A 14,403-nucleotide genomic window follows, 5' to 3' on the forward strand; every position below is an offset into this window, starting at 1 on the left:
GACTCTGAAAATTGATGAGACATAGCTTTGGTCTACATTCTATACAGAGCTTTGTGCTGAAATATAGTGGTGTTTGGTTGTCATGTTTTTTTAAAACTCCTTTTTGACTAAAAAGGAGTTTTAAGCTTTTTACCCATAATGATTAAAACAGAAAATAACGCTGTGCCATCGGTAAAACTTCCGCAGGCTCACAAGTCAAATGAACTCCGTCTGCACGAACTTCATAAGTTTCAGGGTGTACATCCATGACGGGACAATAACAATTATGTTTCATGTCATTTTTACTGATATTTCGGGTATTTTTACAGGGCGAAATCAGCTTTTTCAGTTGCAACTTTTCTGCAACACCCTGATCAATCGCAACCTGAGATAGGAAAGTAATACAGGTATTATGAACACCTCTTGGATATGCGCCAAACATCGGACGATAATGAACGGGCTGTGGCGTAGGAATTGAAGCATTAATATCGCCCATTGGCGCAGCAGCAATCATTCCACCTTTAATAATCATCGATGGTTTGACCCCAAAAAATGCAGGTTTCCACAACACTAAATCTGCCAACTTTCCTTCTTCAACTGAACCTACCTCATGGCTTAAACCATGAGTAATCGCAGGGTTTATGGTATATTTTGCAATATAACGCTTTACACGATTGTTATCGTGATATTGATTATCACCCTCCAATGGTCCACGTTGTACTTTCATTTTATGCGCGGTTTGCCATGTTCTTAAAATCACTTCCCCCACACGTCCCATCGCCTGTGAATCCGATGACATCATCGAGATAGCACCGAGATCTTGCAATATATCTTCTGCGGCAATTGTTTCCCGACGAATACGGCTTTCTGCAAAAGCAACATCTTCAGCAATTGCTGGATCTAAATGATGACAGACCATCAGCATATCTAAATGCTCATCAATGGTATTGATTGTATAAGGTCGTGTTGGGTTAGTAGAAGATGGCAAAACATTCGCTTGCCCAATGGCTTTTAAAATATCAGGTGCATGTCCACCACCTGCACCTTCTGTATGATACGTGTGGATTGTACGATTTTTAAAAGCGGCTAATGTTTCTTCAAGAAAACCACCTTCATTTAAAGTATCGGTATGAATCGCAACTTGTACATCATACTCGTCTGCGACAGTTAGGCAATTATCAATTGCAGCTGGTGTAGAACCCCAGTCTTCATGAAGTTTCAGCCCAACCACACCGGCTTGAATCTGTTCTGCAATGGGTGCAGGCTGACTCAAATTCCCCTTGCCCAATAAACCGATATTCATAGGTAAGTCATCTATCGCTTGTAACATCGTCGCAATATGCCACGGACCTGGGGTTACAGTTGTGGCTGAAGTTCCTGCTGCGGGACCTGTACCACCGCCAATCATTGTAGTCGTTCCTGACATCAATGCTGTTTCGACTTGCTGCGGGCAAATCCAATGGATATGTGTGTCTATTCCCCCTGCTGTTAATATTTGCCCTTCACCTGCAATAACTTCAGTTGCCGCACCTAGTGGAATGGTAATATCTGGCTGAATATCAGGATTACCTGCTTTGCCTATCTTCCAGATTCGACCATTTTTTAAGCCAACATCTGCTTTGATAATTCCCCACCAATCGACAATCAAAGCATTGGTAATCACCGTATCAGCAACCTGATCTGCCAACAGTTGTGACTGCCCCATACCATCACGAATGACTTTACCACCACCAAATTTAACCTCTTCACCATAGGTGGTTAGGTCCTGTTCAACTTCAATAAATAGCTCAGTATCTGCTAATCGAACACGATCTCCCAGTGTAGGACCAAACATTTCAGCATATGCGCGACGTGACATTTTCATTATTCATTATCCTGTTGGTCTAATTTGCCCATGATGCGACCTGCAAAGCCATATACTTCACGTTTACCTGCAAGTGCAACGATTTCAACATCACGACTTTGCCCCGGTTCAAAGCGTACTGCCGTGCCTGCGGCAATATTCAAACGAAAGCCTTTGGCACGCTCTCGATCAAATTGCAAAGCATCATTTGCTTCATAAAAATGAAAATGCGAACCGACTTGAATCGGGCGATCGCCTAGATTTGCTACACTTATTTTTAAGACTTCTCGTCCAACATTCATTTCAATATCACTATCAGGCGTGATCATTTCACCGGGTATCATCGTCTTACTCCCAAATTTAGAATTTTATTTTATTCAATCGGTTGATGAACGGTGACTAACTTTGAGCCATCTGGAAAAGTTGCTTCAACCTGTACTTCAGCAATCATCTCTGCCACACCATCCATGACATCTTCACGACTGAGTAATGTCGTACCATAGTGCATCAGTTCGCTGACCGTCATGCCATCACGTGCCCCTTCAAGCAATGCTGCGGAAATAAAAGCAATCGATTCTGGGTAGTTCAGTTTTAATCCACGGGCTTTACGTCTTTCTGCAACTAAACCAGCGGTAAAAATCAGAAGTTTGTCTTTTTCTGTAGGGTTGAGTTCCATGATTTATTCCTAAATATCTATAAGTTAATCTTCCATTCATCGATAATTTTTTGCGCTGCATAGATTTTAGAGACTTCTAATAATGCAAATAACATTCCAATCATGCATATACAAAGGAAAATTATAATAATTAAAAGATCAGGAATCGTTTCAGGGCGGTTGATGAACATTGATGTTGATAAAACAATTGAAAATATTGTGGCGAAAAAATAATAAGATCGCTTAATTTTGTTTTCTTCTTTGATCAATCCTGTCAAATGTCTATTATATTTTTTTTGGACTTTAATTTCTTTATTTTCAATTTCAACAAAGCCCTTAGCTTTTACATATAATAAAATAAAATATTTAGGGCTATTTAATCCCATTAAAAATAGTATTTCATCATATCTAATTTTTGTTGATCCCCACAAAGATTGAAATAATTCTTCCGTTAATAATCGATCATTATGGACATCTGATGAAAGTGATTTAATAAATTTTTCTACTAAATCCGATCTTTCCTTGTGTAAGGTAAAATTATCTCTCTTTATCGTTTGAAAATATTTATAAAATGTAAACCCAAGTGCAATTATTACTAAAACTGTAGCTACAATTGGATTCTCTATAAGTGATAGTATATCTTTAATCTCATTTATCATAATGATTACGTTCGCCAAATTCTTGGAAATTCTTCATCTAAATTAAACCAAAAACGTCTTAATTTGGCACGAATTGCAGCAAAAGCATCATGGCAATGTCGAACATCATCCCCAAGATAACGAGCACAGACCACATCACCCAGTAAGGTTAAAGTGACGGGTAGATTCATTCTCATGATCAATTCTCGGATTAAGTCGATGTGTTGATCCAAGTAAAAACTCGAACGAAACTGTTCAGGGGCTACAGCCCAAAAACTCCCCATCACCGCATAATGATTCATTCCTAGACTAGAACTTAACCAACGATCATCGCCTCTAAAATGCAATGTATCTGCGACCAATAATTGTTCATTGCGTTTCAGTTTAAATTGATTTTTATAAGCACCTGTTTGAAATTTTTCTTCACGTGCCTGTCGCCCAATCACCAACATATCCCAACCAATGAAACTCGCCCGTGAATCAAGTTGAATAATGGTTTCTGAGCGCGCATTCGCACCATCAAACAACATGGTTTCTTGTGGCAACCATTCAAAAACTGCATCATTTTCTACGTGGATAAAAATATGCTGGAATGCCTGTTTGGCATTGGTTCGGTACCATTTTCCTGCGCCCGGCGTAGTGACCAATGCATGTGCGGAAGCACCCACATGAATATCAAAGGTTAAATGATCTCCGCCTGCAATACCCGCAGGCGGATGAACAATAATGGCATGACAAATTCCTGTTCTTTCTGGCCAAAGCATTTTTTGAACACGTACAGGACCATAATGCTTGCGATGACTCAGTACGGTTCGATCAGCCTGTACCTTAAAGCCCAATTCTAATTTGGCATACCACAAAGAATCATGGCATGGTTGGGTAATTAAATTTGTCATGACCATTTATACATTTTATACATCAAAGGCTTTTAAAGGTTTATTGAACATCAAGCCAATCCAATCACAGCGACTAATGCTGCCAATGTGCCAATGATCTGCTTGCCATAAGGTACATATTTTTTAATCAATGCACCAATGCCTAATCCACCTGCATAAATCAGTGCCATTGCTGTGACCATACCCAAAACTAAAAGACTGGCATGACCAGATTGACCTAATTCTGTGCCATGTGCGACTCCGTGAAAACTTGCCAATAACACAGCTACAATAGGCAAGGCTTGATTGGATTTGGTCCACAATGCGATCGCCAATAAAACCAAAGAAGCGATAATGCCATATTCAGCAACTGATGACGGAATTAGATCTTGACTGCCAATCATAAAGCCTGCGACCATTGCGATGGCAAGACCAATCAAACCAAATAATTTCCAACGCTGGTTCGCTGTCCACATCAACACGCCAAAAGCGATTGCCATCATCAAATGATCCAAACCTGTAAATGGGTGAATAAAACCAGCCCAAAAGCCTGTGTGATGATCATGCCCAGGATGAGCCAAAGCCAAAACAGGGATATATGCGATCAGTGTAATCGAACTTTTCTGAATTAAACGCATGTTAATTCTCCTTCAATTTTTATTAACTTTTTACAATATTTAATCTATGAATTAAGCTTTAAATAAGCCCTGTTTTTCAATAAAATCAATGATTTGATTTAAACCATCTTGCGTTTTCATATTCGAAAACAAGAATGGTTTTTCACCCCGCATACGCTTTGCATCTTGATCCATGACGTCAAGATTTGCCCCAACCATCGGTGCTAAATCTGTTTTATTAATAATCAATAAGTCTGATTTGGTTATTCCTGGTCCGCCTTTGCGCGGAATCTTCTCACCGCCTGCAACATCAATTACATACAAGGTTAAATCTGATAATTCTGGGCTAAATGTAGCTGCTAAATTATCACCACCACTTTCAATAATAATCAGCTCCAGTCCATCAAACTTTTCACATAGATCATCGATTGCAGCAAGATTAATGGAAGCATCTTCACGGATTGCAGTATGTGGGCAGCCCCCAGTTTCAACACCTACGATTCGGTCAGGCGACATGGCTTCATGACGTGTTAAAAAGTTGGAGTCTTCTTTGGTGTAGATATCATTGGTCACCACAGCCATATTGTATTTGTTACGCAATGCTAAACAGAGATTTAAAGTTAAGGCTGTTTTTCCCGAGCCTACAGGTCCACCTATTCCGACACGCAAAGGGCTACGTTCTGTCATGATTTTTCCTTTTTTTGTGCATGATACTGAGTTATCAAAAAGATACTTTAATCAGTATGTGTTTAACTATGATCTAAATAATCGTGAATATTGCGTTTCATGCGACATACTTAACATCGCATAGTTAGGTAAAGCACTGCTCAATTCATCATCTTCAAGTTGTAATGCTCGTTCTATTGCTTGAGGAATTAAACTGTGTAGATGCCATAAAATTCTTTGTCCACTCATTTGTCCAAGTGGAACAGTCTTTACCGTTGCAAGAACTTGGTTTTCTAAAACAGTGAAGGTGTAAGCGGTCAGTACATCATGCAAATTCAGTTTTAGACTGCCACATAAATGTGCATAGACAGGGACAAAACCAAATTGCTTTTTCACTTCAACTTTTTGCAAAAGCACATCTCGAATCCATGCATTTAAGGAAAATGCCAATTGCTGTGATTCAGCCAACAATTCTTTGGATTCACGGCTGGCTCGATAAAAATTCGCCCAGACTAAAAACTGTTCATCATTCGAATAGTGTTGCATCAAGCGTTTTAAAATCGGCAATTCAAAACGCACCAACAACATCTCTAACACTTCATTAAAATAAGCAATACTTGACACTTCATCATGAATTAAGCCTTGCTCAATTGCACTTTCTACACCTTGCGAATAGCAATAGGTACCAATAGGCAAAGCTGTAGATGACAGCGTGAGTAAGCTGAGTAATTGCGTTGCATTAGTGATGGACATGATGCAAAGCCTTAATTGGGCTTAAACGATGATCATGCTGATGTTGTGCATAAGCCCCACTTTCAGGCTCAAACGGATGTTCAACTTCATTAACAGTCAGCCCTAGCCCTATAATCATTTCAGCGAGCACATGATCTGGTTCAAAGTAAAGTGCCGTTGGGGTCAGCATTAAAGGCACATGGCGATTACCTAGATGATAAGCCGCTTTTAATAAATCAAAACTATTCGCCGCAATAACTTGCATCAACTTTTCAGGTTTTGCATCTATTCTCAGCACTTCTCCTTGTTCAGTTGCGATATAAGAGCCACTACGCAAAATACCTGTTCTTGGTAAATCTGCACCAATATCGTGCCCATTATTCAAAGTTGCACGAAAACGGCTCTTTTGCCGAGTATCAAAAGTGAGCGCTACACTTTCTACTGTCTTATCTGGGTGTATGCTTTCTAAACGTTGTGTATAAATTTTCATGCTCATCCACTTTGATTAGACATCACATTTAAAATGTTCCAAATTGATGCCAAAAATTTATTCATTCATATTGCTTTGCATTAAATTAATGCATTTATCATGCCAATTTTTGTTTTGTTTAGATCAATGACAGCATATTTAAAACTTTAACGATAAAATGAAATTCATATTTTTTATAAAATTATCCAGTATTTTGAAATGAAAAGTTAAGATTACAAAATAAAACCATAAAAAAAATATGTGTATTTCACAAAATATTGAAATAACAGATATTTAATCAAATTTAAATGCAATTATCGAATTGCGACAATGGCTACAATGTGTTATCAATGAATCAAGAATCAGATAAAAAGGAGACACTTATAATGGCTTATCAACATATCCTTCTTGCTGTAGATGACTCTCCTATTTCTTATGCTGCAGTTGAACATGCTGAGAAACTTGCACTTGCTTTTAACTGTAAAATTACCGTAACCAGCGTGATTGCTGTCGACCCATTTAAGGGAGTCGACTTCTATAAAGTTGCGCCGGCAGTGACACAATATCTACTCGAAGCTGAGAAAAATGCGCTTGCACGTTTAAAAGATATTCAAGAAACATTACTGCACCATGGCGTGAGTGCTGTAGATACCAAAGTTGTTCGTGAAGTTCCTCCAGCAACCGGTATTTTGAATGCTGCTGATGAATTGAATGTAGATCTTATTGTTATGGGATCACACGGGCGTACAGGTTTCAAAAAATTCTTTTTAGGTAGCGTTGCTCAGGAAGTTTTATCGATTTGTCCACTGCCTGTACTGATTATTAAATCAACACTCAGTGAAGATTAGTATTTTCAAGCTCAATAATTAAAAGGTGAAATTATGTCTTATCAAAATATTCTTGTTCCAGTTGACGGTTCAGACATTTCTTTCTCAGCAATCAAGCATGCTGCATCTATTGCCAAAGCATTTGGCAGTAAACTTACTGCGATCAGTGTTGTTGCAGATGATCCATTTGCAGCAGCGGACTTCTATTATTCTCCAGATATGCTGAAAGAATATATTCAAGAAGCAATCAAAAATGCTGAAGAAGCTTTAAGCAAAGCGAGACAGCTGGCAGAACAACAAGGTGCACAAATCGAAACTCAAGTGGTGAGAAATTCGGTGTCTGCAGAAACCTTCATTAAGACAGCGGAGTCTTTAAACACTGATCTGATTGTTATGGGATCACATGGACGAAAAGGCTTCCAAAAGTTTTTATTGGGAAGCTTCGCTCAAGACGTACTTGGACAAACTCAGTTGCCAGTATTAATCATTAAACAATAAATTTAATTTGTTCAATATTAAAGCCCACGATATCGTGGGCTTTAATAATTAAAACGAATAGAAAATTATGTGATTGCAATCACTTTGACTAAAATGGTTTGCGACTCTTCGAAATCATCAAAAATTTGTTTTCGATTTAGCTCTTTTGACTTGACCTTGAATTCGTGATTTTGATAATGAATTACATCGGGTATTTGATCAAAATAATCACCTTCAGCTTCAATACTTTCTTCAAATAGAGGTGTGCCAAGCTGATATTCTCTGCTCTTTAAGACAACATATTTAACTGTTGTTTTCATTATTCACACTCCTTTTTCATATGCACTTTATTTTTATTTATATCACTTTTTTAGCTGTTTGAAAGATAAAATTTGATAATATTGAATAGTAATTCTCCAAATGGCATAAAAAGGAAAACCCACTGATTAAAAGTGGGGCGGCTGTAGATACAGACGTTTACGCTAATTATATTTTTTACTGATTTTGTAATTATCTTTTGTTTTTATTTTGTCTGAATACAGTATCGCAAAGAAATATGACAGTGTTATTTCAAAATCACTGAGGCACATTCAGACTGATTATTTTTTACTCACAATAGTACACTATTCAGCCGGTTGATAAAATTTGCTATTATTTCTGCATTCAACTGATTGAATACAATATAATTCATCAAGAGTTCAGAACCAATGTCTTTAGTACAGTGTTGTAACCTTCTCGAACAAAAAGGTTTAAAAGTCGCCTTTATTGAAAGTGCCAGTTCTGGCTATTTATGTAGTCAATTTTCAATTTATAAACATAGTGGTGCTGATATTTTATTGGGTGGATTAGTCAGCTATGATCCGTCTATTAAAGTTTCTGTGCTGAAAATCGCTCCTTCTCTTATCGAACAGTATACAGCTGAATCAGCTCAAGTGACTGAAGCAATGGCTGTACATGGAATGCAACTGTTTCCTTCGGCAGATATCATGGTGAGTTGTACTGGTTTGCTTAAACCAGGAGGTAGTGCAACGGCTGAAAAACCGGAAGGTACATTTTTTATTAGTATCCTTTATCAGCAACGAAAATACAGTTACCAATATTTCATCGATGCAACACCTATTGCTCGCTTAGAGCAATTAACCGCCAATGTTGCCAGAGAAATTTTGAATATTTTAACAACTGATTAACATAACTGCTTCAAATATAGGCGCTGTACAATTTACTGAAATATTTTAATTCACTTTTTTACTAAAAAGCGGTAAATTTTATATACATTATGAACAATCAATAACACGAATGAACTTATTAGGAAGCGTTATGAAACTTCAATTTGCTTTAATTTCTTCTTTAGCATGTTTAACTTTGGCTGGTTGTGCTGGTTCTTATCCAGAAAGAGTCGTGACCAAAGGACCTTTAATCTGTGAAGCAAATGAAGTTTGCCCTGAGCTTTCGATGCGTTGGAAAGATGAAATCCGTGATGGTTTTAAGATTACTGCAGAAATCGATAATCCAACCAAATATGATATTACTCAGTTCGTTTTCCTTGTTGATGGTCAACCTTATACATACTCAACCATCAATAGCACACAATACGCTGGTACAGTGTCTTCAAACTCAATCAATGTTCCAGTAAGTTTCCTAAACTCGTTCCGTAACGGTAAAGAAATTTCGCTTAAACTGGTCACTAATCAAGGTGATGTAGAACGTTCAATTTTAAAAGCTGATGGACAACAGTCTTCTGCTTATTTGACATTCTTAAAAGGTTATACAGGTCAGATCGTTGAAAAATAATTAAATTTTCAATGCTTTGAATAAAAAACCAGACATCAAGTCTGGTTTTTTATGTATAGAAGTTACCATTTTTATGCAACTTCTCATACTTTTCAAAATCATAAGGGGTATTTTTAATTAAAAAATACCCCCGAATATTGAAATCATTTAGGCTCAATTGGCGTAAAAGGAGCAACGACATCCGCATTCTGTGCGCGATGTCGCATAAAGTGATCCATCAACACAATTGCCAACATTGCTTCAGCAATAGGCGTTGCACGTACCCCCACACAAGGATCATGGCGACCTTTGGTTAATACATCCGTATCTTCACGATTCAAATTAATGGTTTTGCCAGGAGTGGTAATACTTGCAGTAGGTTTGAGTGCAATCGCGACACGAATAGTCTGACCAGAAGAAATTCCACCCAATATGCCGCCTGCATGATTGGCAAGAAAGCCATCTGTGGTCAACTCATCACGCGTTTCATGACCAAACTGTTCTGCAACAGCAAAACCATCACCAATTTCTACGCCTTTGACTGCATTGATTGACATCATCGCATGTGCAATATCTGCATCTAAACGATCAAATACAGGTTCACCCCAACCTACAGGTACTTTTTCAGCCAGGATCTCAAGTTTTGCCCCACAACTTGTGCCTTGTTCTCTTAAAGAAGTCACTAAGGCTTCAAAACGAGGCACTGCATTGATGTCACCACAAAAGAAAGGATTATTAGGTACTTCATTCCAATCCAATGTTTCTGTTTTTTCAGTGCCGATCTGCGTCACATGCCCACGAATCACAATACCAAACTTTTCAGCAAGGAATTTTTTAGCGATTGCACCTGCTGCAACACGCATTGCTGTTTCACGTGCGCTTGAGCGACCACCACCTCGATAATCACGGAAACCATACTTTTGGGTATAGGTATAATCTGCATGTCCTGGGCGGAATGTTTGTGCGATATTGCCATAATCTTTGGATTTTTGATCTGTATTGCGAATCAATAAGCCAATTGACGTACCTGTCGTTTTACCTTCAAAAACACCTGAAATGATTTCTACTTCATCTGGTTCTTTACGTTGTGTAGAAAACTTGGAAGTCCCCGGTTTACGTCGATCCAGATCAATTTGTAAATCTTCGGCAGATAATTCCAATCCGGGTGGTACGCCATCCACAATTGCCATCAATCCTACGCCATGAGATTCACCACAAGTCGTTACACGGAAGAGCTGTCCAATACTATTACCTGCCATGCTTACAACTCCTTATGCTTGAATCGATTGAATAAATAAATCACGGAAATTGCGACATTGTTGAGCAGTAAGCGCAAATATGCCTGAACCACCTTTTTGGAACTGTAACCAATAGAAATCAATTGTATTAAAATTCTGTTTCATTGCCCATTCAGAATTACCCACCTCAATGACAATCAAACCATCTTCAGTTAAATAGTCAGCGGCTTGAGCCAGCATTTTACGGACTAAATCGAGACCATCTTGACCTGCCGCCAATGCTAATTCTGGCTCATGATGGAATTCTTCTGGTAAGTCAGCCATATCTTCAGCATCCACATACGGTGGATTAGAAACGATTAAATCATATTGATTTTCAGCAGGAATTTTTGCAAACAAATCTGATTCAAGTAATGCAACTTGATACTGCTTGTTATGATGTTCGGTATTGATAGAAGCAACTTCTAAAGCCTCTTTAGAAATATCAGTGGCATCAACCTCTGAATCTGGGAATGCATATGCCAATGCAATCGCGATACAGCCCGTACCTGTGCACATATCTAAAATGCGTTGAGGCGTTTTTGGATTTGGATTTTCTGGCAAATTATTTTTAGCTTCAAGAAGCTGTCCATTTTCATCCAAACAATAGGGTGCAAAACGATTTTCAATCAATTCAGCAATCGGTGAACGTGGAATCAATACACGTTCATCGACATAAAAAGGTTTACCAAAGAAATAAGACAAGTTTAATAAATAAGAGGTCGGAATTTTTTCATTGATACGACGTTCTAATAAATTAAGAAATTCAGCTTTTTCACTTGGCAACAATTTTGAATCTAAAATTTCAGCATCAGCATTCCACTCTAGAGATAGTGTTTGTAAGACCAGTGCAGAGCTTTCAGCAAAATAATCTTCTGTACCTTGACCTAAATGTGCATCGTATTGACGTAAAGCTGTAACCCCAAAACGAATAAAATCACGAATTGTTGAAAGGTTTTCAGCAGCTTCCTGTAAATGTTCAGGGCTAATAGTCGGTCGATCCACTTAGGGTTTCTCCAAGGTCATAATTTCAAACGCCTTATGATACCTTGTTTTCAACCAGATTTATAATCCTTTACTACAATTTACTTGCCAATTATTTATCCACTTTGTCAAAATTTACAGGCGATAAGTGAGTTTTTCTAGACTATTCGCGCGGTTTACAGTTTGTTTCAGGGCGCAATTGTAATATTTCATTTTATAATCGTCTGAAACAGATTTTTGAGCTTTATCACACTGTTGACTACGTTGTTTTAACCATTGTTTTTGATATTTTTTTTGCGCTTTCTTTTCTTTATCCGAATACAGATCAAGGGTCTGTTTAAAAAGTGATTTTAAACGATCATCTTGTTTGCTAAATTCACTTTGCATACAATTTGCTAGGCTTGCAGAATGTGTACCAGCAGCATTCATACAACTTATATAATCTGTACTATAACCCATTGCCTGTGCCTTAATCGGCAACGCCAAAACCAATCCCAATGCCCAATATTTTAAATACATCAAATTCCCCATAAACAAGTTATTCTAATTTAAGTGCTTAAAATAGCAGTTTAAAAGATTTCAAATAAAATACAATCTCCTCATGTTTGTCTAGATTTTCAGTATTGAAATCGTTAAGCAATCGACTGCAAGTAAGGCTTCGCTTGAAATTATATGGATTCGCCTTTATATATAGAAATGCCCTCAAATTTATTCTGAATTTAGTTAATTTATGAGTTACAAGCACAACAATCTCATGGCCATGCGGCAATCTTGGTGGAATGATGAATCTACAGCAACTGTAAAAGCTGAAAAGCAATTTTTTCAACAAACACTCAGTGAAAAAGGTGTTTATGAAACCCCTTCACTTGAAGATGTAAAATATTTTTTCTTTAGTCTGCCGAGTATCATTATTGTCAAAGGTTATGCACTTGGGTTTACCAATCAACAAGTCAAAGACATGATCAGCCAACATATTGAAGTCAATAGACAAACTTTATCTGCACGAAATGAGATTAAAATTCAGTTCAGAATGTAATCATTTATTTTGCTGATGGTCTGTTGAATCAATTTAATTCCCCCATTCAGCGAATTGAACTATTTAAATACAGCCATTCCATGTAATATTCCTTACACTTAGTTCTTATTTATCTTTTCGAATCGCTTATAAAGGATTTTATCTTCATGTCAGATCAGAACGAAAAGCTCAAACAGTTAAAAACCTCGTCAATGGATCGCCGTTTATCAATTGCAAAAGCATCCTTATTGGCTGGTACACGCTGGGCAGCTTCAAGTGCGAGTTCAATCTTTTCAAGTGAAGAAGAAAAAGAGAAAAAACGTAAACAAGCGATGAAAGAACAAGCCAATTATCTGGTTCAGGAAATTGGCAAGTTAAAAGGCTCAATCGTCAAAATTGGTCAAATGATGGCACTCTATGGCGAACACTTTTTACCTGAAGAAATTACTCAAGCACTGAATACATTAAACAATCAAACCGTTGCACTTGCTTGGCCAGCAATTAAACAACAATTGGTCAGCCAGTTAGGCTCCAAACTGAATGATTTAACCATCGACCACGAACCCATCGGCACAGCTTCCCTTGCCCAAGTTCACCGTGCAACGCGTAAATCTGATGGTTTAGAACTGGTTTTAAAAATTCAATATCCAGGCGTTGCGGATGCCATCGACTCAGACATGAGCCTATTTAAAAATATGCTCAAGTTAACGCGTATGGTTCCGCAAACACGTGAATTTGATCAATGGTTTGATGAAGTTCGCGAAATGATGCATCGCGAAGTAAATTATGAGGTCGAAGCGGCAACAACTCGACGTTTTGCACAACGCCTCAAAGAAGATCCACGTTATGGCGTGCCACAAATTATCGATGATTATTGTACCAACCAAGTGTTGTGTATGACATTTGAACGTGGTGTGCCGATTAACAGCCCTGTTATGCTGTCATTACCTCAAGAACGACGTAATCTTTTGGGTGAAGCTTCACTCGAAATTGCAGTGCGTGAACTCTTTGAATGGGGTGAAATGCAGACAGACCCGAACTTTGGTAATTATTTGGTTCGTTTAGGTAATGGAGAAGACATCAAAGATAAAATCATCTTGTTAGATTTTGGCGCGATTCGTCAGTTTGATAACCAACTTCTTAAAGTTGCCTGTAATTTGATTAAAGCAGGTTATCACCATGATGCTGAAGCGATGGTCAATGCAATGTCTGGCTATGAGTTTTTTGATGCAATGCCGCTCAGTATTAAACCCGATATGGCAAAAGTTTTCTTATTGGCAACAGAAGCATTCAGCACACCACTAAATAATCCTGATCTACCTGCTGGTGTGATGGATCAACATAATCGTTATGACTGGAAAAAAAGCCAATTACATAGTCGTGTGATGCAGCGTGCTTCCAAATCAATGGCATCACGTTATTTCAGTGTGCCACCGAAAGAGTTTATGTTTATTAGCCGTAAATTTATTGGTGCCTATACCTTTATGACTGTAATTGAAGCCAAAACCAATGTACGTAAAATGATTACTCCGTTTCTGTAGGTCAATCTTAAAGTTCTTTAAAGTGACTTTGCAAAAAT

Annotated in this window: 19 protein-coding genes; 6 read left to right on the forward strand and 13 right to left on the reverse strand. The window is 37.9% G+C overall.

The genetic code is table 11. The features are described 5' to 3' along the window. Window positions 1-142: 142 nt before the first annotated feature. The 9 genes from ureC to ureE form a co-directional block, all read right to left on the reverse strand. Window positions 143-1,843 (reverse strand): urease subunit alpha, encoded by a 1,701-nt coding sequence (gene ureC, locus ACINWC743_RS21000; RefSeq protein ID WP_009586925.1) that lies wholly within the window; start codon window positions 1,841-1,843, stop codon window positions 143-145. Further along, window positions 1,843-2,166 (reverse strand): urease subunit beta, encoded by a 324-nt coding sequence (locus ACINWC743_RS21005; RefSeq protein WP_009586889.1) that lies wholly within the window; start codon window positions 2,164-2,166, stop codon window positions 1,843-1,845. The genes ureC and ACINWC743_RS21005 overlap by 1 nt, the downstream gene beginning before the upstream one ends. Window positions 2,167-2,195: 29 nt before the next feature. Further along, complete coding sequence (gene ureA / locus ACINWC743_RS21010; protein WP_004830684.1) at window positions 2,196-2,498, reverse strand: urease subunit gamma; 303 nt, start codon at window positions 2,496-2,498, stop codon at window positions 2,196-2,198. A 17-nt stretch (window positions 2,499-2,515) separates the two neighbouring features. Then, window positions 2,516-3,136 carry a hypothetical protein gene (locus tag ACINWC743_RS21015; RefSeq protein ID WP_009586905.1) on the reverse strand — a complete coding sequence of 207 codons (621 nt, stop codon included), beginning with the start codon at window positions 3,134-3,136 and terminating at the stop codon, window positions 2,516-2,518. 5 nt (window positions 3,137-3,141) lie between these two features. Continuing rightward, on the reverse strand, window positions 3,142-4,011 hold the full coding sequence (locus tag ACINWC743_RS21020; protein WP_035301548.1) for an urease accessory protein UreD: 870 nt from the start codon (window positions 4,009-4,011) through the stop codon (window positions 3,142-3,144). Window positions 4,012-4,061: 50 nt separating this feature from the next. Beyond that, window positions 4,062-4,628 carry a HupE/UreJ family protein gene (locus tag ACINWC743_RS21025; RefSeq protein WP_009586903.1) on the reverse strand — a complete coding sequence of 189 codons (567 nt, stop codon included), beginning with the start codon at window positions 4,626-4,628 and terminating at the stop codon, window positions 4,062-4,064. A gap of 51 nt (window positions 4,629-4,679) precedes the next feature. After that, complete coding sequence (gene ureG, locus ACINWC743_RS21030) at window positions 4,680-5,294, reverse strand: urease accessory protein UreG (RefSeq protein ID WP_009586876.1); 615 nt, start codon at window positions 5,292-5,294, stop codon at window positions 4,680-4,682. 66 nt (window positions 5,295-5,360) lie between these two features. Next, on the reverse strand, window positions 5,361-6,026 hold the full coding sequence (locus ACINWC743_RS21035) for an urease accessory protein UreF (RefSeq protein WP_005031668.1): 666 nt from the start codon (window positions 6,024-6,026) through the stop codon (window positions 5,361-5,363). Beyond that, complete coding sequence (ureE, locus tag ACINWC743_RS21040) at window positions 6,013-6,495, reverse strand: urease accessory protein UreE (RefSeq protein ID WP_009586934.1); 483 nt, start codon at window positions 6,493-6,495, stop codon at window positions 6,013-6,015. Before ureE ends, ACINWC743_RS21035 begins: the two co-directional genes overlap by 14 nt. A gap of 365 nt (window positions 6,496-6,860) precedes the next feature. Between ureE and ACINWC743_RS21045 the strand changes: the two genes are divergently transcribed. Both ACINWC743_RS21045 and ACINWC743_RS21050 read left to right on the forward strand, forming a co-directional pair. After that, window positions 6,861-7,322: a universal stress protein gene (locus ACINWC743_RS21045; RefSeq protein ID WP_004830675.1), complete on the forward strand. Its 462-nt coding sequence runs from the start codon at window positions 6,861-6,863 to the stop codon at window positions 7,320-7,322. A gap of 33 nt (window positions 7,323-7,355) precedes the next feature. Next, window positions 7,356-7,799 (forward strand): universal stress protein, encoded by a 444-nt coding sequence (locus ACINWC743_RS21050; protein ID WP_004830674.1) that lies wholly within the window; start codon window positions 7,356-7,358, stop codon window positions 7,797-7,799. A 65-nt stretch (window positions 7,800-7,864) separates the two neighbouring features. On the opposite strand, the gene ACINWC743_RS21055 is transcribed toward ACINWC743_RS21050, so the two are convergent. After that, complete coding sequence (locus ACINWC743_RS21055) at window positions 7,865-8,098, reverse strand: hypothetical protein (protein ID WP_004830673.1); 234 nt, start codon at window positions 8,096-8,098, stop codon at window positions 7,865-7,867. Window positions 8,099-8,485: 387 nt separating this feature from the next. Between ACINWC743_RS21055 and ACINWC743_RS21060 the strand changes: the two genes are divergently transcribed. Further along, on the forward strand, window positions 8,486-8,965 hold the full coding sequence (locus tag ACINWC743_RS21060; protein WP_009586884.1) for a CinA family protein: 480 nt from the start codon (window positions 8,486-8,488) through the stop codon (window positions 8,963-8,965). A 130-nt stretch (window positions 8,966-9,095) separates the two neighbouring features. Next, window positions 9,096-9,569, forward strand: coding sequence for a hypothetical protein (locus tag ACINWC743_RS21065; protein WP_005031671.1), 474 nt, complete (start codon window positions 9,096-9,098; stop codon window positions 9,567-9,569). A gap of 143 nt (window positions 9,570-9,712) precedes the next feature. On the opposite strand, the gene aroC is transcribed toward ACINWC743_RS21065, so the two are convergent. From aroC to ACINWC743_RS21080, 3 genes are all read right to left on the reverse strand, one after another. Beyond that, complete coding sequence (gene aroC / locus ACINWC743_RS21070; RefSeq protein WP_009586917.1) at window positions 9,713-10,807, reverse strand: chorismate synthase; 1,095 nt, start codon at window positions 10,805-10,807, stop codon at window positions 9,713-9,715. 12 nt (window positions 10,808-10,819) lie between these two features. After that, a complete protein-coding gene (gene prmB, locus ACINWC743_RS21075) occupies window positions 10,820-11,830 on the reverse strand; it encodes a 50S ribosomal protein L3 N(5)-glutamine methyltransferase (protein ID WP_009586904.1) in 1,011 nt (336 codons plus the stop codon). 114 nt (window positions 11,831-11,944) lie between these two features. Beyond that, window positions 11,945-12,328 carry a lysozyme inhibitor LprI family protein gene (locus tag ACINWC743_RS21080; protein WP_009586862.1) on the reverse strand — a complete coding sequence of 128 codons (384 nt, stop codon included), beginning with the start codon at window positions 12,326-12,328 and terminating at the stop codon, window positions 11,945-11,947. 211 nt (window positions 12,329-12,539) lie between these two features. Here ACINWC743_RS21080 and ACINWC743_RS21085 point away from each other — a divergent pair, with 211 nt between their 5' ends. Continuing rightward, complete coding sequence (locus ACINWC743_RS21085; RefSeq protein ID WP_035301538.1) at window positions 12,540-12,845, forward strand: hypothetical protein; 306 nt, start codon at window positions 12,540-12,542, stop codon at window positions 12,843-12,845. Window positions 12,846-12,991: 146 nt separating this feature from the next. Next, window positions 12,992-14,365 (forward strand): ABC1 kinase family protein, encoded by a 1,374-nt coding sequence (locus ACINWC743_RS21090; protein ID WP_004830666.1) that lies wholly within the window; start codon window positions 12,992-12,994, stop codon window positions 14,363-14,365. Window positions 14,366-14,403 lie beyond the last annotated feature (38 nt).

The organism is Acinetobacter sp. WC-743, from assembly GCF_000335555.1.
Taxonomy (GTDB): Bacteria; Pseudomonadota; Gammaproteobacteria; order Pseudomonadales; family Moraxellaceae; genus Acinetobacter; species Acinetobacter bereziniae.